The sequence below is a fragment of the Agrobacterium burrii genome (assembly GCF_017313405.1).
Taxonomy (GTDB): Bacteria; Pseudomonadota; Alphaproteobacteria; order Rhizobiales; family Rhizobiaceae; genus Agrobacterium; species Agrobacterium burrii.
In genome coordinates this window covers 178,921-195,109 of record NZ_JAFLNA010000005.1, presented here as the reverse complement: position 1 = coordinate 195,109, position 16,189 = coordinate 178,921, and the positions used below count along the sequence as shown (strand labels likewise).

The following is a 16,189-nucleotide window of genomic DNA, read 5'->3' as shown; positions in this document are numbered from 1 at the left end:
ATCATCCGCTTTCAGGCACGCAGAACGCCGCCCGTCGACTTCTCGACATTGCCGACGATCTTGGCCGTCAGCGCCTCGAAATCCTCATCCGTCAGCGTCTTGTCGACCGGCTGGATCTGGACCTCGATGGCGACCGACTTGCGGTTTTCGCCAAGCGATGCGCCTTCGAAGATGTCGAAGACATTGACGCCGGTGATCAGTTTGCGGTCGGCGCTGGTTGCGGCCTTGATGATCGCGCCTGCTTCCACTGACTTGTCGACCACAAAGGCGAAGTCACGCTTGACCGCCTGGAAAGGCGAAAGCTCGAGCGCAGGCTTGGTGCGGGTCGCCTTCTTCTTCAGCTCCGGCATGGCATCGAGATAGATCTCGAACCCGCTAAAAGCGCCGGAAACATCGAGTTCGGACAGCGTCTTCGGATGGAATTCACCGAAATATCCGAGCACGACCTTAGGCCCCATCTTGATGGTGCCGGAACGGCCGGGGTGATACCAGGCGGGAGCGCCTGCTTCGATCTGCACATTGGCCATGGGCAAGCCGCAGGCTTCGAGCACCGAGAGCGCATCGGCCTTGGCGTCGTAGACATCCACCGGCTTGCCGCCGCCCTTTGCGGCATTCGACCACATGCGGCCGCTGCCTGCGAGCGAGGCCGTACCACGGCGCACACCGCCTGCGACACGGCGTTGGGCTTCCGGCGTATCGCCCTCATAGGTGCCGGAGACCTCAAAGATCGCGACATCACCATGGCCCTTGTCGGCATTGCGCTGTGCCGCAGTCAGCAGACCAGGCAGCAGCGAGGGCCGCATGTCCGACATATCGGCTGCAATGGGGTTGGCGAGCTTCAGGGCCGGCGACCCGCCGCCGAAGAGCTTTGCCTGCGCTTCCGGAATGAAGGACCAGGTGACGGCCTCGAGCATGCCACGACTGGCAAGCGCGCGGCGCGCAATGCGGGTGCGGATTTGCAGCGTGGTCAGGATTCGGCCGTTGACAGCGCCGAAGTTTTCCAGCGGTTCCGGTTTGATATTGTCGACGCCATGGATGCGCATGACCTCTTCCACCAGATCGGCCTTGCCATCGACATCCGGTCGCCAGGACGGGACGGTGACGGAAACGCGCTCGCCCGTACCCTCGACCCCGAAACCGAGACCTTTGAGAATGGCGAGGCTCTCCTGCGAAGAGACTTCAAGGCCCGTGAGGCGCTTGACTTCCGCCAGCGGGAAATCAACGATCTTGGGCTGGTGGCCCTTGTAACCGACGACGCGGGCTTCGCCGGCAACGCCGCCGCACAGTTCCAGAACCAGTTCTGTGGTGCGTTCCAGACCCGGAACCATATAGTCCGGATCGACGCCGCGCTCGAAACGATAACGGGCATCGGTGATGATGCCAAGCGAACGGCCAGTCTTGGCGATATTGATCGGATCCCAAAGTGCGGACTCGATCAGCACATCAAAGGTGTTTTCATCGCAGCCGGAATGTTCGCCGCCCATGACGCCGCCGATGGACTCGAGGCCCTTTTCATCGGCAATGACGACATTGTTCGGGCCGAGCTTATATTCCCGCTGGTCGAGCGCGAGGATGGTTTCACCCTCCTTCGCGCGGCGAACCGTAAGGTCGCCCTTGACCTTGGCAGCGTCGAAGACGTGCATCGGCCGGCCCTGATCGAAGGTCATGTAGTTGGTGATGTCGACGAGCGCGTTGATGGGGCGCAGGCCGATCGCCATCAGGCGCTGCTGCATCCATTTCGGGCTGGGGCCATTCTTCACGCCGCGAACGATGCGCAGTGAAAAGCCGGGGCAAAGCGCCGCATCATCCAGTTCCAGCTTCACATCAACAGGCGTTGCACCTTCAACCTTGAAGGATGGCGCGGGTCTCGTCTTCAGCTTGCCGAGACCGGAAGCGGCGAGATCACGGGCAATGCCATAGATCGAGGTGCAGTCAGGACGGTTCGGCGTCAGGTTGATTTCGACGACCGGATCATCGAGACCGGCATAGGTGGCGAAGGACGTACCAACAGGCGCATCCTGCGGCAGATCGATGATGCCGTCATGGTCGTCGGAAATGTTGAGCTCTTTTTCGGAGCACATCATGCCGTGGCTTTCGACACCGCGAATCTTACCGATAGCCAGCGTGACATCGATACCCGGAACATACATTCCGGGACGTGCCAACGCGCCGACGAGGCCGGCGCGGGCGTTCGGCGCACCGCAGACGATCTGCACCGGCTTGCCGTCACCGACATCCACCATCAACACCTTGAGGCGGTCAGCCTCAGGATGTTTTTCAGCAGAAACCACCTTGGCAATGACGAAAGGCTTATAGGCCGCCTTGTCGTCAACGTCCTCGACCTCGAGACCGATCGCCGTCAGCCGTTCGCAAATCTCGTTCAGCGTCGCATCGGTTTCGAGATGCTCTTTCAGCCAGGAAAGAGTGAATTTCATGTCTTTGCTCCTTGGCTAACCGGATTAAACGCTCAAACCGCCGAACAGCGTCGGCATGTCGAGCGGGCGGAAGCCGTAATGGTTCATCCAGCGGACATCGGCGTTGAAGAAATCGCGCAGGTCCGGCATGCCGTATTTCAGCATGGCGATACGGTCGAGGCCCATGCCCCAGGCAAAGCCCTGATATTCATCTGGATCGAGCCCGCCGGCGCGTAGCACATTCGGGTGCACCATGCCGCAGCCGAGGATTTCCATCCAGTCGCTGCCTTCGCCGAACTTGACGATCGGGCCGGAACGGTCGCACTGGATGTCCACCTCGAAGCTCGGCTCCGTGAACGGGAAGAAGGACGGGCGGAAGCGCATGACGACGCTGTCGACCTCGAAGAAGGTCTTGCAGAACTCTTCCAGCACCCAGCGCAGATTGCCGACATGCGCTTTCTTGTCGATGACAAGACCTTCGACCTGATGGAACATCGGCGAATGGGTAGCGTCGGAATCCTGACGATAGGTCTTGCCGGGAATGACGATGCGGATCGGCGGTTTCTGGCTTTCCATGGTGCGGATCTGCACGGGCGAGGTATGGGTGCGCAGCACCTTGCGCTCGCCCTTTTCATTCGCAGGCAAGAAGAAAGTGTCGTGCATTTCGCGGGCCGGATGGCCTTCGGGGAAATTCAGCGCCGTGAAGTTGTAATAGTCGGTTTCGATATCCGGGCCTTCGGCGATCGAAAAGCCCATATCCGCGAAGATGGCGGTGATTTCATCGACGATCTGGCTGATCGGATGAATGCGGCCACGCTCGGCCGGCGACTGGCGAACCGGCAGGCTGACATCCAGCGTTTCCGCCTTCAGGCGGGCGGTAATCGCGGCATCCTTCAGGCCGTTCTTGCGCTCGCCGATCAGGTCGGTGATTTCGGTCTTGAGCTGGTTGATGGCGGCACCCCGGGTCTGGCGCTCTTCCGGCGTCATGCTGCCAAGCGTCTTCAGAAGCTCCGAAACCGAGCCCTTCTTGCCGAGTGCGGAAACGCGCACGGCTTCGATGGCCGGCTCATCGGCAGCGGCGGCGATCTCCGACATCAGTTGCGATTTCAAGGTATCAAGTTCAGTCATCTTTTCCTGCCTTGCCGGTTTTTTTGAGAGCGGCTTCGGGGTTCACAGCATTCATCAGATAGTCGGTCGCCATGATAAAGCGTCGCAGATCACTACCCATCCGCACGCGCCCGATCAACCGGGCAACCGGTAAAAATCGCCCGAGAATGCCGGTGAGGCGGCACAATTCTTCCAGCGCCCGCGGCGGGGCGTTTTCACGCCAGCGGTAAAAGGCGGCGTCACAGGTTTCCGGCGCGTCACAGGCGCGTGTCGCGACCTGTAAAAACAGTAGCCAGATATCGCGCGCCTGCGCCGTTTCCAGCGGCATGACCTCCTGAGGGCGCTCCTCGAAATCCATGAAACCGACACGGCCCTCTTCAAGAAAGAAGTCGCGCACATGCGGGCGTCCATGGCACAGACCCGCCGCATGCAATTCACCGAGCGCCTCTGCAGATTTCACGAGCAGGGCATCGTGCTCGGCCGGTCTCGCTGCCTTAATCACATCCATCCGCTCCATGATGGTGGGGCCGACATCGCCCAGAACGACGGCCGTCAGCGAGGAATAGATGATGGGTGGCACGGGAAAACCACGGGCCTTGAAGACCTCCAGCGTTTCGAGTTCGCGGCGCATCAGTCCGGCACCGTCAAGCGGCGGCGAAGGCCGCATGAAGGTGTAGGGAAGGAGTTTTGCGAGAAAAGTCTGCAGCTTTATCCACCAGGACGGCGTTTCCGTGCCCTGACGCTTGATCCAGACTGTGGCAGTGGAAAGCTCAAGTTTCTGCACACGGCGCTCGCTCTGAAGCAAAGCCCGCATCAAGGCTGCGATATCACCATCCTCAAGATGGACGCGGAAACCCTTTGCCTTTTCCACTTCGCTTGCGGCAACCAGCATTTTTTGCCCCCGGGAGCCTCCCCGGACAAATACCGGCCGATGCCCCACCCTTTTGTCTCCGACAAATCCGGTGAAAAGCGCCTGACGCTTTTGCCGGAATTGCCATGAACGTCTAAAACGGAAAACCCGCGCCGGAGGACCGGCGCGGGTTTTAAATGAACAACAGATTGTCCGCGCCGTAATTACTTTACAGCGGTTTCAAACTCATTGGTCGTACCGGCATCCTTGAGGTACTCAAGAGCCTTCTTCGCCGTTTCGATGAGTACACCGAATGCTGCCGGCTCATGGATAGCCATGTCGGACAGAACCTTGCGGTCAACTTCGATACCAGCCTTGTTCAGGCCATCGATGAAGCGGCCGTAGGTCAGGCCGAATTCGCGAACAGCAGCATTGATACGCTGGATCCACAGAGCGCGGAAGTTGCGCTTGTTAACCTTGCGGTCGCGGTAAGCATACTGCTTGGAACGATCCACGGCAGCCTTTGCTGCGCGGATGGTGTTCTTGCGGCGGCCGTAGAAGCCCTTGGCTGCCTTGAGTGTCTTGGTGTGCTTGGCGCGGGAAGTTACGCCACGTTTTACGCGTGCCATGTCATGATCTCCTTAAAGTGTCCAAAAGTGCGGAAAAGTCTCAGAGACCGTTCGGCAGGTAGTTCTTGACGACTTTCTTGCCGTCAGCTTCGGCGAGAACCATGGTTCCACGCGCGTCGCGAATGAACTTGTTGGTACGCTTGATCATGCCGTGGCGCTTACCGGCGGCGGCTGCAACAACCTTGCCGGTAGCGGTGATCTTGAACCGCTTTTTTGCAGCGGACTTCGTCTTCATCTTGGGCATTTTGCTACTCCGTGTTTTTGTATCGAAACAGGCAGACGAGGCCTATTTCAAGCTATTCAGGAACGGCCTCGGCATGCCCTGCCGGACCGTTCGGACGCGCGCTTATAACCGCAGTCGGCTAAAAGCGCAACGGGAAAAGAAAATTTCCCCTTGCGGCGGTGATTTACGCAGCTTTCAGGACTGGCGCAAATTATCTCGGGGCAAGAACCATCATCATCTGACGGCCTTCCAGCTTCGGCTCGGCTTCAACCTTGGCAATCAGCTGGGTATCTTCCTTCACCTGAAGGAGAAGCTTCATGCCGAGTTCCTGGTGGGCCATTTCACGGCCACGGAACTTCAGCGTCACCTTCACCTTGTCACCTTCGTCAAAGAACCGGTTCATCGCCTTCATCTTCACGTCATAGTCATGCGTGTCGATGTTGGGGCGCATCTTGATTTCTTTAACTTCGACGATCTTCTGCTTCTTGCGCGCTTCGGCGGCCTTTTTCTGGGTCGAGTATTTAAGCTTACCGAGATCGAGGATCTTGCATACAGGCGGTTCGGCGTTCGGCGAAATCTCAACGAGATCGAGACCGGAATCCTCCGCCATTTTCAAAGCCTGATCCGTCGGCATGCTACCGAGGTTCTGGCCCTCTTCATCAATAAGCTGAACTCTGGGAACCCGAATTTCCCGGTTGGAGCGCGGGCCCTCCTTGACGGGGGCATCGGCTTTGAAAGGTCTGCGAATGGTCGTATTCTCCTGATCTGTTTCTGGATCACGTCAGCAAAAAACAGCTTGTTTGGTACAAGCGGCGGAAATGTCGTTATTGCCGTGGCGAAGTCAATAGCATATCTGCCCGAAAAGATCACCTCTTGCCACGGTTTTTGCAAATACGTCGCCGATATTGCACGAAAATCAGGAGAATTGCATATACATGACCAAACAAGCCGCGGAATTCCTGCATATAGGAACGGGTGACGACGCCCGCAACATCGCTTTTCTCCATCGCCCCGCAACATCACAGCCGGATGCACCCCCGCTCGTCTGGCTCGGCGGCTACCGCTCCGACATGACGGGAACCAAGGCGGTCGAGCTCGACCGCTTTGCAGAGGAAAACGGTCTTGCCTGCCTGCGGCTCGATTATTCCGGCCACGGAGCTTCTGGCGGCGATTTCAACAAAGGCACGATTTCCCGGTGGTTGGAAGAAGCGCTCGCCGTGGTGTGCACCAGGGCACCGTCGCGCGTCGTGCTCGTCGGTTCGTCCATGGGCGGGTGGATCGCCTTGCGCATGGTCGAGGAGCTGCGCAAGGCGGACGACGCGCCCTCCGTCGCCGGTCTGGTTCTGATTGCCCCCGCTCCCGATTTCACGGCAGAACTGATAGAACCCAGCCTGACGGAAGCGGAAAAGACCTCGCTGGTGGAAAGAGGCTATTTCGAGGAACATTCGGAATACAGCCCCGAGCCCAACATCTTCACCCGGGCGCTGATGGAGGACGGAAAGCAGAACCGCGTGCTCACCGGCATCATCACCACCGGCTGCCCGGTTCACATCCTGCAGGGCATGCGCGATCCTGACGTTCCCTATCAGCACGCGCTGAAGCTCGTTGAACATCTTCCCGCCGACGATGTCGTCCTGACGCTGATCCGCGACGGCGACCACCGGCTTTCCCGGCCACAGGATATCGACAGGATGCTGGCTGCCGTCAAAGCCCTTGCAATATAGGCATTTGCGCAACGCTCTTAACCATATTCAACGAGTCTTGCGTGCCACCCATTGGTAGCGATTGACTCACACCCCCCATCCCTCTTAACTTTTCGTTAAGAATTAAGGGACGGGTTTCATGATGAACGCACCGCTGGCGCGTGCACTGCTGTTTGCAGTTGCTGCCGGGCTAATGACTGCTGCCTCCGCCACGGCGGAAACCAAGGGAAGCCCTTCCATGGTGACGGGCGGGATTACCTCCCAGCCGATCGGCCATTACGAGTTCTGTCAGAAATATGCGGATGAATGCAACATTCGCAACAAGATGACGCCGCCGCCGCGTGTCACGGAATATGGCTGGGGCGTCATTCGTGAGATCAACACCTCCGTCAACACCACCATCGTGGCGATGACCGATCTGGAAATCTACGGCAAGGACGAAGTCTGGGAATATCCGACGACCGCCGGTGACTGCGAAGATTTCGTGCTGCTGAAGCGCAAGAAGCTGATCGAGCGCGGTTTCTCCGTGGCCGACCTGCTGATCACGGTCGTGCGCAAGCCGGACGGTGAAGGCCATGCCGTGCTGACGCTTCGCACCACCGATGGCGATTATATTCTCGACAACCTAACCGACGACGTGAAGCTCTGGACAGATACCAATTACACCTATCTGAAGCGGCAGGCGTCCTTCAATACGGGCCGCTGGGTCTCCATCGAAGATGGCCGCGACGTTCTGGTCGGCGCGTTGCGCTGATCGACAGCGATCATAGACTTGACGCAAAAAGCCCGCAGCAGACGCTGCGGGCTTTTTTATTCCTCAGCCATTGCCGATGATGATACCAGCCGCCAGCACCAGCGAACCGCCCAACACCACCTGAAACACTGCCCGCAGGAACGGCGTTTCCATGAAGCGGTTCTGAATGAAGGCGATGGCCCAGAGTTCCACGAAAACGATGATGGCGGCGATGGCTGTGGCGACCCAGAAGTGCTGGATAAGATAAGGCAATGTGTGACCAAGCCCGCCGATCGCGGTCATGATGCCGGAGGCAAGGCCGCGCTTTAGCGGAGAACCCCGACCCGAAAGCTTGCCATCATCATGGGCGGCTTCGGTAAAGCCCATGGAAATACCCGCGCCGACGGAAGCCGAAAGGCCGATCAGAAAAGTCTGCCAGGTATCCTGCGTTGCGAAGGCGGCCGCGAAGATCGGCGCAAGCGTCGAGACGGAGCCATCCATCAGGCCCGCAAGGCCCGGCTGCACATAGGTTAGCAGAAATTGGCGTTTTGCGGTTTCAGCCTCTTCGGTCTTGCCATCTTCATCGAGATGCTTCTCTTGCAGCATATGCGCGACGTCTTCGTGACCCCGCTCCGCCTCAGCCAGATCACCGAGCAGCTGGCGCGTCGAGGCATCGGTGGTGCGCTTGACCGCTTCATCGTAGAACCGGATCGCCTGCGCTTCCATCAATTCGGCCTGGGCACGAATTTTCTCCAGCGACAGGTTTTTCACCAGCCAGTCCGGCGTGCGCTCGTAAAAACCACGCACATGTTCGCGGCGGATCAGCGGGATGGTTTCTCCAAAGCGGCGGCGATGCATATCGATCAGCACATTTCGATGCTGCTGCTCGACTTCGGCCATGTCATCGAAGACTTTTGCCGATTGCGGATATTGCCCGCGCAGGTGATCGGCGTAGGAGCGGTAAATACGGGAATCGTCCTCTTCCGACGAGATGGCGAGTGCCAGGATTTCCTGCTCGCCGAGCGAGGAGAAGGGGCGCTTGGACAGGGAAAAAAGACTGTGGAACATGGCTGAAACCTTTTTAGAATAATTCTAAATACAGCGACGCACCATCACAATCAAGCTTTTTAGAATAATTCTAATACGTCAATGCGTCGCATTGCCGAGCGCGGCCAAGCGGCGTAAATTCGCGGAAAAAGGAAGTACGATGCAGGACCCGATTGCGGCAAGGGCCGCCCATAACGCGGAAATTCAAAACCGGGCGGAAAGCGCCATGGCGCAGATCGGCGTCGATGCCGGTTTCATCGATCTGCTGGTGGAGACATTTTATGGCCGCGTTCTAAAACATCCGACGCTCGGACCGGTCTTCGATGCGCGTCTGTCCGGGCGTTGGCCGGAACACATGGCCAAAATGAAGCAGTTCTGGTCAGCTGTCGCTTTCAAGAATGGCGGTTACGGTGGCAAGCCGGTGCAGGCGCATCTGGGCGTGAAAAACATGACAGCCGAACTTTTCCCGCAATGGCTGGCGCTGTTTTCGGCAACGCTTGACGATATCGCACCGAGCAGAGAGGCCCATGACTGGTTCATGGAAACGGCCGAACGCATCGCCAGAAGCCTGACGCTCTCGCTGTTTTACAACCCTGCCCTGGACGATCCAGCGTTAAAACGCACGCAACCCTGACCACGGCGGGGCAGAGGCCACAAGAAGAACGCGATCACGTGTCAAAACGGCGATCGACAGGCATTACAAAAGAGCGCGCAAGTTTGAAACATTCCCTCTTGATGGTTGCAAGGATAAATGTTTAGTAGCCCTTGGGAGGCGTACCGTGCGGTTCGCCTGTAATATACGGACGTATCAGGGCTTATCGACATGGATCGCAGATCATTTATCCGCAAGGCGGGCGCTCTTGGCGCCGGTGTTACCGCAACCGCGCTGGCCGCTCCGGCCATTGCGCAGGAAAACCCCAAAATCACCTGGCGCATGACGTCGTCCTTCACCAAGGGCCTCGACATTCTTTTCGGTGCCGGCCAGATGGTCGCCGATCACGTCAAGGAAGCTTCCGGCGGCAACTTCGTCATCCAGCATTTCGCCGGCGGTGAAATCGTGCCGGCGCTGCAGGCGGCGGATGCGGTGACGGCCGGAACCGTCGAAATGGCGCATACCTGCGCCTATTACTACGTCGGTAAGGACCCGACCTTCGCGCTTGGAACCTCGGTTCCCTTCGGTCTCAACGCGCGTCAGACGAATGCCTGGTTCAATCAGGCCGGCGGCAATGAGCTGCTCAACGAATTCCTTGCCCAGCACAATATCTACTCGATCCTGCTCGGCAACACAGGCGCTCAGATGGGCGGCTGGTTCCGCAAGGAAATCAATACCATCGACGACCTCAAAGGCCTGAAGATGCGCATTGCCGGCCTCACCGGCCAGGTGATGCAGAAGGTTGGCGTTACCCCGCAGCAGATCGCCGGTGGCGATGTCTATGCCGCTCTGGAAAAGGGTACAATCGACGCCACTGAATTTGTCGGCCCCTATGACGACCAGAAGCTCGGATTCTACAAGGTCGCAAAGTACTACTACTATCCGGCATGGTGGGAAGGCGGCCCGGCCGTGCATGCCTTCGTGAACCTGCAGAAGTTCAACGAGTTGCCGGAAAATTACAAGCGCATCCTGAAAGACGCCTGCGCCGCCGGCAGCGCCAGCATGCTGGAGCGTTACGACGCGCACAACCCGAAGGCGCTGAAGGAACTCGTGGCGCAGGGCGCCATCCTGCGGCCGTTCAGCCAGGAAATCCTCGACGTCTGCCACAAGGCGGCGGTGGAGACCTATGCGGAGATTTCGGCAAAGAACGAGAGCTTCAAGAAGATCTACGAAAGCCAGCAGGCGTTCAAGAAAGACGCCTATCTCTGGGCGCAGATCGCCGAATATACCTATGATACCTACATGATGATCCAGCAGCGCAACGGCACGCTCTGATCCTCATCATTTCCTGACCATCTTCAGACGGTCATCCGGCATCTGCCGGGTGGCCGTTTTGTTTGGCGAAACCAGTTTCCATACTTCCCGTTCACGCCAGTCTACCGGGCTCATGCCGGTGACACGGCGAAATTCCCGGTTGAAGTTGGACTTGGTCTGGAAACCCGATGAGAACATGATCGCGGTCACCGATTGCTCCGTCTCTTCCAGCAAACGACAGGCTTCGCGGATACGAAGCTGATTGACATATTGCGAGACATTGATGCCGAGGGAACGATTGATCGCACCGGAGATCTGCCGGCTTGGCAGGCCGAGGCGTCTGGCCAGCCGCGTCAGATTGAGGTTGTCGTCACGGTAAAGCGCCTGTGTTGTCATCAATTGGTCGAGGCTTGCGACGATGTCCCGGTCCTGGTCCGATGGCTCTGAGGGAGGCGGCAATTCACCAGCCGGCTCCGCAGCCGTTTGCGACGCTTTGCTTTTTCCAGCCAGGGCGGCCATCAGCCCGATCAGCAACAGCCCGAAAAGATTGGCATTGCTGACGAGCGCAGCGACATTTTCCCCATGCGCCCATTCAAAATCGAGGAACACGAGAAGATCAAACAGCGCCGAAACACATAGCGCCACGGCGGCGATGATCAATGCCCTGTGCGCCGAGGTGACGCTGGCGAATTGCGCCTCGTCCAGCCCATCCGGCCCTTGTCCTCCCAGAAGAAGCAGTGCGGTGGCATGGCCGACAAAGATGAGGATCAGGGCAAGATCGATCGCCACCGGCAGGGCGAATTCCAGAACGATAATCAGCAGAGGCGAGAGCACAAGACTTGCCAGCATCGCCCTCCTGCTGTCTGCCCCGACCCTCATCAAGCCACGGAAGGCGATATAGACAAGTGGCGGCAGGCAGGCGGCGAGGACAGGCAAAACATAACGCACCGCATTCACGCCATACCCCCAGCGCAGGCCGACAAGAACCGATTGTACCGCGCAAAGCGCAATCAGAGCCAGAAAGGCGCGGTTCGTCCGCACGTCGTCTCCGCTTCGGAAAAAGACGATGAACATAACGACCAGCAGAAGCGCCACGACGAATGGCAGGGGAATGAAAAGCACGAATAAATATCCCGGATCGACGACCTGTTGTCTTTTCATGGACCAGATCGCGTTTCGGTACGACCTCAAACGCGATCAAGGACGCGGAAAACAGGTGACAGCGCAGATTGGGTCTCGTTCTTTCCGACCGCAAGAGGTTTTTCATGCGCCCCATCGTCACCATCACCACCATGCTGTTTTCCGCTCTCATTACCCAGCCGGCTTTTGCAAATGAAGCAGTTGGTGTCAGCGACATCGCCATCCATTCTCCCGACCGTGGCAAAGACCTTGCCGTTACCGTCTGGTATCCTTCGGAGGGCAACGGCACGCAGACGCTTTCCGGCGAGGACCGGATTTTTCAAGGCACGCCCGTCTTCAAGGACGGTGCGGTGCAATCGGGTCGCCTGCCGCTGGTGCTTCTGTCACACGGCTCGGGCTCGAGAGTAAGCGGCATGGCCTGGATCGCCGCAAAGCTTGCGAGCGAGGGTTTCATCGTCGCCGGCCCCAACCATCCCGGCACCACCAGCGGCGATTCAACACCTGCCGATACGCCGAAAATCTGGGAGCGGACGGGTGATCTTTCCACGATCCTTACAGCGCTGACGACGCAGGGCAAATGGTCCGGCGCGATCGATACGCAGAGGATCGGCGTCCTCGGCTTTTCGCTCGGCGGCAGCGCGGCGATGGAGATTTCGGGCGCACGCGCCGATCTCAATGCCTATGCGCGTTACTGCGAAGAGTATGCCACGATGATGGATTGCCAATGGTTCGCTGGTGGCCGGGGTTATCTCAATAACGAGCCGGTCAGCGTGCCGAAGCTCGACCTCGGAACCCTCGACAAGGCCCGTTTCGGGCAGCAGAACCGCGACCCTCGCATCCGCTCCGCCGTGCTGGTAGATCCTGGCCTCGCACTCGCCTTCCAGCCGGTCAGCCTGAAAACAATCGATATTCCGCTGACCTTCATCAATCTCGGCAGCAAGAGGAAAATTCCACCGGCCGTGCTGGCTGACAAAGTCGCAGCCGAGGTGCCTGGCTCAACCTATCAGCAGGTCGATGAGGCCAACCATTTCAGCTTCCTGCCCCTATGCAAGCCGGATGCCGATGCGTTTCTCAAATCCGTCGGCGAGCGCGACCCAATCTGCGAAGCGGCCGGACCGCGCGAGCGCGCAGATATTCATGCTGAACTGGAAAAGATGATTGTTGCCGCCTTCAACCGCACGCTGAAGCCGGGGCAATAAGCGGCGGAAATGCTCTAGCCGATCCGCTTATAAAACAGGGTCGTGCCGCAATAGCGACCATCGGGAAACAGGGCGTAGTCCGGAATGACCCCCACCCGCTCCCAGCCGAGGCGGGGATAAATCGCCTCCGCATCGCTGCCCGTGGCCGTATCCAGCACCAGCAGGGTACGGCCACGGGCTACCGCTTCCTCTTCCACCTTTTGCATGAGCTTTCGGGCAAGCCCGAGACCGCGGGCCGAGGGATGCACGAGAAGCTTCATCAGATCGCCGCGATGCGGCTGGTTGGGTTTGGAAGCAAGGCCCACCTGCACGGTGCCCACCACCTTGCCGTCCACCTCCGCCACGGCATGGATTGTACCGCCCTCACCCGCCACTTCCGCCACGGCTCGCCAGAACGGTTCGGCATCCTGTGGCGAGAAGGGCAACATGAAACCGACGGATGCACCGCCATTGACGCAGGCGGAAAGGACTTCGCAGAGTTCCGGTAGGACGTCGAGCGTCTCTTGCCCGTTCAGCACTCGGATGGTGGCCATAAAAACTCCTGTCGGGAAAAATCAGCGCTGTCTTTGGTCCAGCACGACGGCGTAACGGGCGGGTTTTTCGGAAGGATTATGAAAAACATGTCCTTCACCAACCGGCATGAAAAGGCAATCTCCGGGCTCCATCAGGTGCACCGAACCGCCGCTCGTCATCTCCAGAACCCCTTCAAAGAGCCAGACATATTGCGTCATTCCCCGGCTTGCCGCATGTGGCGGAAAGCCGACACGCGCGCCGGGTGGAAACTCGACCTCGACAATATCGACATCGGAACCGACACGCGGCGGGGAGATGGCGCGGCGGACATAACCGGTTTCGGGATCTTTCCAGAGCTGCTGCTCCCGCTTCTTCACCAGCGGGGAAACCGCCTGTTCATTTTCCGCGAAGAAACCGGAAAGCGACAGGCCGAGCGCGGCGCAGATGCGGGCGAGCAGCGACGCCGTCGGGCTCGCCTCACCCCGTTCGATGCGTGAAATCATAGCACGGCTGACCCCGGATTCAGAGGCAAGCCGATCCAGTGTCAGGCCGTTTTCACCCCGCAGTACCCTGATCCGCTCACCAATCGAACGTTCGAGAATATGATCTTTGTTTTCCATCATATGATGATTATAATTCTCATATGATGGAGTCAATATCCACAATAGTGGAAATAGCGATTACTCTCAGATGGCCATTATGGCGGAAGCGACGAAAGCCTCAGGCGCCGACCTGGGCAATCCAGTCGTTCAGATTATAGTAGTTTGTTACTCGGCTAACTTTTCCGTCTCTGAGGTCGAAGAACGCACCGGCGGGCAGGACGTATTTCTGGCCATTAGCCTCGGGCAATCCTTCGTCGGTCTTGAGATATTCGCCATTGACGATGAATTCGGCGGAAGCGTGCTGGCCGTCCTCGCTCACCATGATGACCATGTCGGTGAGGTTTTCCTTATAGGAGCGGTTCATATGGTCCATGAAGGAAGCAAAAGCGGCCTTGCCGGTCTGGCGCTCACCCTGATTGATGTCATGCACCACCTCATCGTGAAGCAGCGCCAGAAAGGCATCCATGTCCTGACGGTTGAAGGCATCGTAATAGGCGCGGATGGTCTCTGTGGCGGTCATCGTCTTCTCCGTTCAATGCTTGCGCGGGTTTTCCATGACGGTATAACCAGTGCAACCGAAAGTGAAAATGCCCATGACCGTCGAAATCAAGTCTCTTTCCGGCATCGACGCCGTTGCCTGTTTTGACGACCTGGCGCGCCTGCGGATCGAAGTGTTCCGCGCCTTTCCCTATCTCTATGACGGCTCGCTGGACCATGAGCGGAAATATCTGGCAACCTATGCCGATACCGAAGGCGCGGTTTTCGTGCTGGCGCTGGATGATGGGCAGGTGGTGGGCATGTCCACCGGCATGCCGATGGCGGCGGAGACCGAAGAGGTCAAAACGCCGCTCCTCGCGGCCGGTTACGACCCGTCCGATCTGTTTTATTTTGGCGAAAGCGTGCTGCTATCGAATTATCGTGGTCACGGCCTCGGCGTGCGTTTCTTTGAAGAGCGAGAGGCCCATGCAAAACGTCTGGGCTTCAACTGGTGCACCTTTTGTGCGGTCGAGCGACCGGCAGATCACCCGCGCCGCCCGGCCGACTACGTGCCGCTCAACGCCTTCTGGGAAAAGCGGGGCTATCGCCACCACCCCGAGTTGCGCACCAGCTTTACCTGGCAGGATATCGACGAGAGCACTCAAAGCCCGAAACCGCTGTCCTTCTGGATTAAGAACGTCGCCGCTGGAGAGGGAAACAGATGACCCGGTTAGCCGCCAGCCAATATGCCATCGAACTGATCGAGACATGGGAAGCCTATGCGGCGCATCTTTCCGCCATCGCGCGCGTGGCGAAAGAAAAGGGGGCCGAGTTGCTGCTTCTGCCGGAATATTCGGCCATGGCGCTGACCGGGCAATTACCGCCCGAGGCACGGTCGGATCTGCACCGCTCCATCGAAGAGATACAGCCGCTTATCCCCTCATGGGTGGAGCTTTGCGAGGAGCTGGCGCGACAGCACCAAATCCTGTTCCAGCCGGGCAGCGCACCGGTGAAGGACCCGGACGGCAAGTTCCGCAACCGGGCATGGCTGTTCGGGCCAGACGGGTTGATCGGTTATCAGGACAAGCAGATCATGACCCGTTTCGAGCGGGAACAGTGGAACATCCACGCCGGTATCGAGGGACTGAAGGCTTTTGAGACGCCGATAGGCAAGCTCGGCATCCTCATCTGTTACGACAACGAGTTTCCGATGCTGGGCCGCAGGCTGGCGGAGATGGGCGTCGAACTGGTCCTCGCTCCCAGTTGCACCGACACGCTGGCCGGCGCTTACCGGGTGCGCATCGGCGCGCAGGCGCGGGCGCTGGAAAATCAATATGCCGTTCTTTCCTCCCCCACCGCCGGTGAGGCCCCATGGTCGCCCGCCGTCGATGAAAATCGCGGTCGAGCAGCGCTCTATGTGCCGTCCGACTATGGCATGCCGGCATCCGGCATCATTGCGGAAAGCGACAGCGATGCCGTGACGCACAGCACACTATTGATTGCCGATATCGATCTTGCCGCCGTCGCAAGACTGAGAACCGAGGGACAGGTGGCCACCCGTCGCGACTGGCTGGAGCAATTTGCGAGCTGAAAAGCCCATTTTAAAGGGCTTTTAACCAAATTCCCGCTTTGCGGCATGAGAAGCC

General features: G+C 58.6%; 18 protein-coding genes. 7 read left to right on the top strand and 11 right to left on the bottom strand.

Going from position 1 to position 16,189, the window contains the following annotated elements:
- Positions 1-11: 11 nt before the first annotated feature.
- The 6 genes from pheT to infC all read right to left on the bottom strand — a co-directional run bounded on the left by pheT (position 12) and on the right by infC (position 5,971).
- Positions 12-2,435 (bottom strand): phenylalanine--tRNA ligase subunit beta, encoded by a 2,424-nt coding sequence (gene pheT / locus JZX89_RS11775; protein ID WP_207134140.1) that lies wholly within the window; start codon positions 2,433-2,435, stop codon positions 12-14.
- A 24-nt stretch (positions 2,436-2,459) separates the two neighbouring features.
- Entirely contained in the window at positions 2,460-3,542 is a 1,083-nt protein-coding gene (gene pheS / locus JZX89_RS11770; protein WP_207134139.1) for a phenylalanine--tRNA ligase subunit alpha, read from the bottom strand.
- Positions 3,535-4,413: a phosphotransferase gene (locus tag JZX89_RS11765; protein WP_207134138.1), complete on the bottom strand. Its 879-nt coding sequence runs from the start codon at positions 4,411-4,413 to the stop codon at positions 3,535-3,537. Before JZX89_RS11765 ends, pheS begins: the two co-directional genes overlap by 8 nt.
- 182 nt (positions 4,414-4,595) lie before the next feature.
- Positions 4,596-5,000, bottom strand: a complete 405-nt coding sequence (gene rplT / locus JZX89_RS11760; RefSeq protein WP_149898335.1) for a 50S ribosomal protein L20 — start codon at positions 4,998-5,000, stop codon at positions 4,596-4,598.
- 40 nt (positions 5,001-5,040) lie between these two features.
- Positions 5,041-5,244, bottom strand: a complete 204-nt coding sequence (gene rpmI / locus JZX89_RS11755) for a 50S ribosomal protein L35 (protein WP_003493355.1) — start codon at positions 5,242-5,244, stop codon at positions 5,041-5,043.
- 190 nt (positions 5,245-5,434) lie between these two features.
- Positions 5,435-5,971: a translation initiation factor IF-3 gene (gene infC / locus JZX89_RS11750; protein WP_149898334.1), complete on the bottom strand. Its 537-nt coding sequence runs from the start codon at positions 5,969-5,971 to the stop codon at positions 5,435-5,437.
- Positions 5,972-6,158: 187 nt separating this feature from the next.
- Here infC and JZX89_RS11745 point away from each other — a divergent pair, with 187 nt between their 5' ends.
- Both JZX89_RS11745 and JZX89_RS11740 read left to right on the top strand, forming a co-directional pair.
- Entirely contained in the window at positions 6,159-6,947 is a 789-nt protein-coding gene (locus tag JZX89_RS11745) for an alpha/beta hydrolase (protein ID WP_207134137.1), read from the top strand.
- 118 nt (positions 6,948-7,065) lie between these two features.
- On the top strand, positions 7,066-7,680 hold the full coding sequence (locus tag JZX89_RS11740) for a transglutaminase-like cysteine peptidase (RefSeq protein WP_153515249.1): 615 nt from the start codon (positions 7,066-7,068) through the stop codon (positions 7,678-7,680).
- Between the two features lie 63 nt (positions 7,681-7,743).
- Here the strand turns inward: JZX89_RS11740 and mbfA are convergent, their stop codons facing one another.
- Positions 7,744-8,727 carry an iron exporter MbfA gene (gene mbfA / locus JZX89_RS11735; protein WP_153515250.1) on the bottom strand — a complete coding sequence of 328 codons (984 nt, stop codon included), beginning with the start codon at positions 8,725-8,727 and terminating at the stop codon, positions 7,744-7,746.
- 139 nt (positions 8,728-8,866) lie between these two features.
- Between mbfA and JZX89_RS11730 the strand changes: the two genes are divergently transcribed.
- Positions 8,867-9,340 carry a group III truncated hemoglobin gene (locus tag JZX89_RS11730; protein ID WP_207134136.1) on the top strand — a complete coding sequence of 158 codons (474 nt, stop codon included), beginning with the start codon at positions 8,867-8,869 and terminating at the stop codon, positions 9,338-9,340.
- A gap of 189 nt (positions 9,341-9,529) precedes the next feature.
- Positions 9,530-10,633, top strand: a complete 1,104-nt coding sequence (locus tag JZX89_RS11725; RefSeq protein ID WP_149898329.1) for a TRAP transporter substrate-binding protein — start codon at positions 9,530-9,532, stop codon at positions 10,631-10,633.
- 6 nt (positions 10,634-10,639) lie between these two features.
- Here JZX89_RS11725 and JZX89_RS11720 read toward each other — a convergent pair whose 3' ends face one another.
- A complete protein-coding gene (locus JZX89_RS11720; protein ID WP_207134229.1) occupies positions 10,640-11,734 on the bottom strand; it encodes a helix-turn-helix domain-containing protein in 1,095 nt (364 codons plus the stop codon).
- A gap of 143 nt (positions 11,735-11,877) precedes the next feature.
- Here JZX89_RS11720 and JZX89_RS11715 point away from each other — a divergent pair, with 143 nt between their 5' ends.
- On the top strand, positions 11,878-12,951 hold the full coding sequence (locus tag JZX89_RS11715) for an alpha/beta hydrolase family protein (protein WP_207134135.1): 1,074 nt from the start codon (positions 11,878-11,880) through the stop codon (positions 12,949-12,951).
- Between the two features lie 14 nt (positions 12,952-12,965).
- Here the strand turns inward: JZX89_RS11715 and JZX89_RS11710 are convergent, their stop codons facing one another.
- The 3 genes from JZX89_RS11710 to JZX89_RS11700 form a co-directional block, all read right to left on the bottom strand.
- Positions 12,966-13,484, bottom strand: coding sequence for a GNAT family N-acetyltransferase (locus JZX89_RS11710; protein ID WP_207134134.1), 519 nt, complete (start codon positions 13,482-13,484; stop codon positions 12,966-12,968).
- A gap of 21 nt (positions 13,485-13,505) precedes the next feature.
- Positions 13,506-14,087 (bottom strand): helix-turn-helix domain-containing protein, encoded by a 582-nt coding sequence (locus JZX89_RS11705; protein ID WP_207134133.1) that lies wholly within the window; start codon positions 14,085-14,087, stop codon positions 13,506-13,508.
- A 97-nt stretch (positions 14,088-14,184) separates the two neighbouring features.
- Positions 14,185-14,586: a ketosteroid isomerase-related protein gene (locus JZX89_RS11700; RefSeq protein ID WP_149898324.1), complete on the bottom strand. Its 402-nt coding sequence runs from the start codon at positions 14,584-14,586 to the stop codon at positions 14,185-14,187.
- A gap of 73 nt (positions 14,587-14,659) precedes the next feature.
- On the opposite strand from JZX89_RS11700, the gene JZX89_RS11695 reads away from it, so the two are divergent.
- Together JZX89_RS11695 and JZX89_RS11690 are read left to right on the top strand one after the other, a co-directional pair.
- Entirely contained in the window at positions 14,660-15,268 is a 609-nt protein-coding gene (locus JZX89_RS11695; RefSeq protein WP_207134132.1) for a GNAT family N-acetyltransferase, read from the top strand.
- The gene (locus tag JZX89_RS11690; protein ID WP_207134131.1) at positions 15,265-16,134 is read left to right on the top strand and encodes a carbon-nitrogen hydrolase family protein; all 870 of its coding nucleotides are present in this window, start codon (positions 15,265-15,267) and stop codon (positions 16,132-16,134) included. Before JZX89_RS11695 ends, JZX89_RS11690 begins: the two co-directional genes overlap by 4 nt.
- Positions 16,135-16,189: the final 55 nt, after the last annotated feature.

What these genes read in the sequence shown, in the direction of transcription:
- pheT (WP_207134140.1), bottom strand. Translation starts at nt 2,435, where the DNA reads ATGAAATTCACTCTTTCCTGGCTGAAAGAGCATCTCGAAACCGATGCG.
- pheS (WP_207134139.1), bottom strand. Translation starts at nt 3,542, where the DNA reads ATGACTGAACTTGATACCTTGAAATCGCAACTGATGTCGGAGATCGCC.
- JZX89_RS11765 (WP_207134138.1), bottom strand. Translation starts at nt 4,413, where the DNA reads ATGCTGGTTGCCGCAAGCGAAGTGGAAAAGGCAAAGGGTTTCCGCGTC.
- rplT (WP_149898335.1), bottom strand. Translation starts at nt 5,000, where the DNA reads ATGGCACGCGTAAAACGTGGCGTAACTTCCCGCGCCAAGCACACCAAG.
- rpmI (WP_003493355.1), bottom strand. Translation starts at nt 5,244, where the DNA reads ATGCCCAAGATGAAGACGAAGTCCGCTGCAAAAAAGCGGTTCAAGATC.
- JZX89_RS11745 (WP_207134137.1), top strand. Translation starts at nt 6,159, where the DNA reads ATGACCAAACAAGCCGCGGAATTCCTGCATATAGGAACGGGTGACGAC.
- JZX89_RS11740 (WP_153515249.1), top strand. Translation starts at nt 7,066, where the DNA reads ATGATGAACGCACCGCTGGCGCGTGCACTGCTGTTTGCAGTTGCTGCC.
- mbfA (WP_153515250.1), bottom strand. Translation starts at nt 8,727, where the DNA reads ATGTTCCACAGTCTTTTTTCCCTGTCCAAGCGCCCCTTCTCCTCGCTC.
- JZX89_RS11730 (WP_207134136.1), top strand. Translation starts at nt 8,867, where the DNA reads ATGCAGGACCCGATTGCGGCAAGGGCCGCCCATAACGCGGAAATTCAA.
- JZX89_RS11725 (WP_149898329.1), top strand. Translation starts at nt 9,530, where the DNA reads ATGGATCGCAGATCATTTATCCGCAAGGCGGGCGCTCTTGGCGCCGGT.
- JZX89_RS11715 (WP_207134135.1), top strand. Translation starts at nt 11,878, where the DNA reads ATGCGCCCCATCGTCACCATCACCACCATGCTGTTTTCCGCTCTCATT.
- JZX89_RS11710 (WP_207134134.1), bottom strand. Translation starts at nt 13,484, where the DNA reads ATGGCCACCATCCGAGTGCTGAACGGGCAAGAGACGCTCGACGTCCTA.
- JZX89_RS11705 (WP_207134133.1), bottom strand. Translation starts at nt 14,087, where the DNA reads ATGATGGAAAACAAAGATCATATTCTCGAACGTTCGATTGGTGAGCGG.
- JZX89_RS11700 (WP_149898324.1), bottom strand. Translation starts at nt 14,586, where the DNA reads ATGACCGCCACAGAGACCATCCGCGCCTATTACGATGCCTTCAACCGT.
- JZX89_RS11695 (WP_207134132.1), top strand. Translation starts at nt 14,660, where the DNA reads ATGACCGTCGAAATCAAGTCTCTTTCCGGCATCGACGCCGTTGCCTGT.
- JZX89_RS11690 (WP_207134131.1), top strand. Translation starts at nt 15,265, where the DNA reads ATGACCCGGTTAGCCGCCAGCCAATATGCCATCGAACTGATCGAGACA.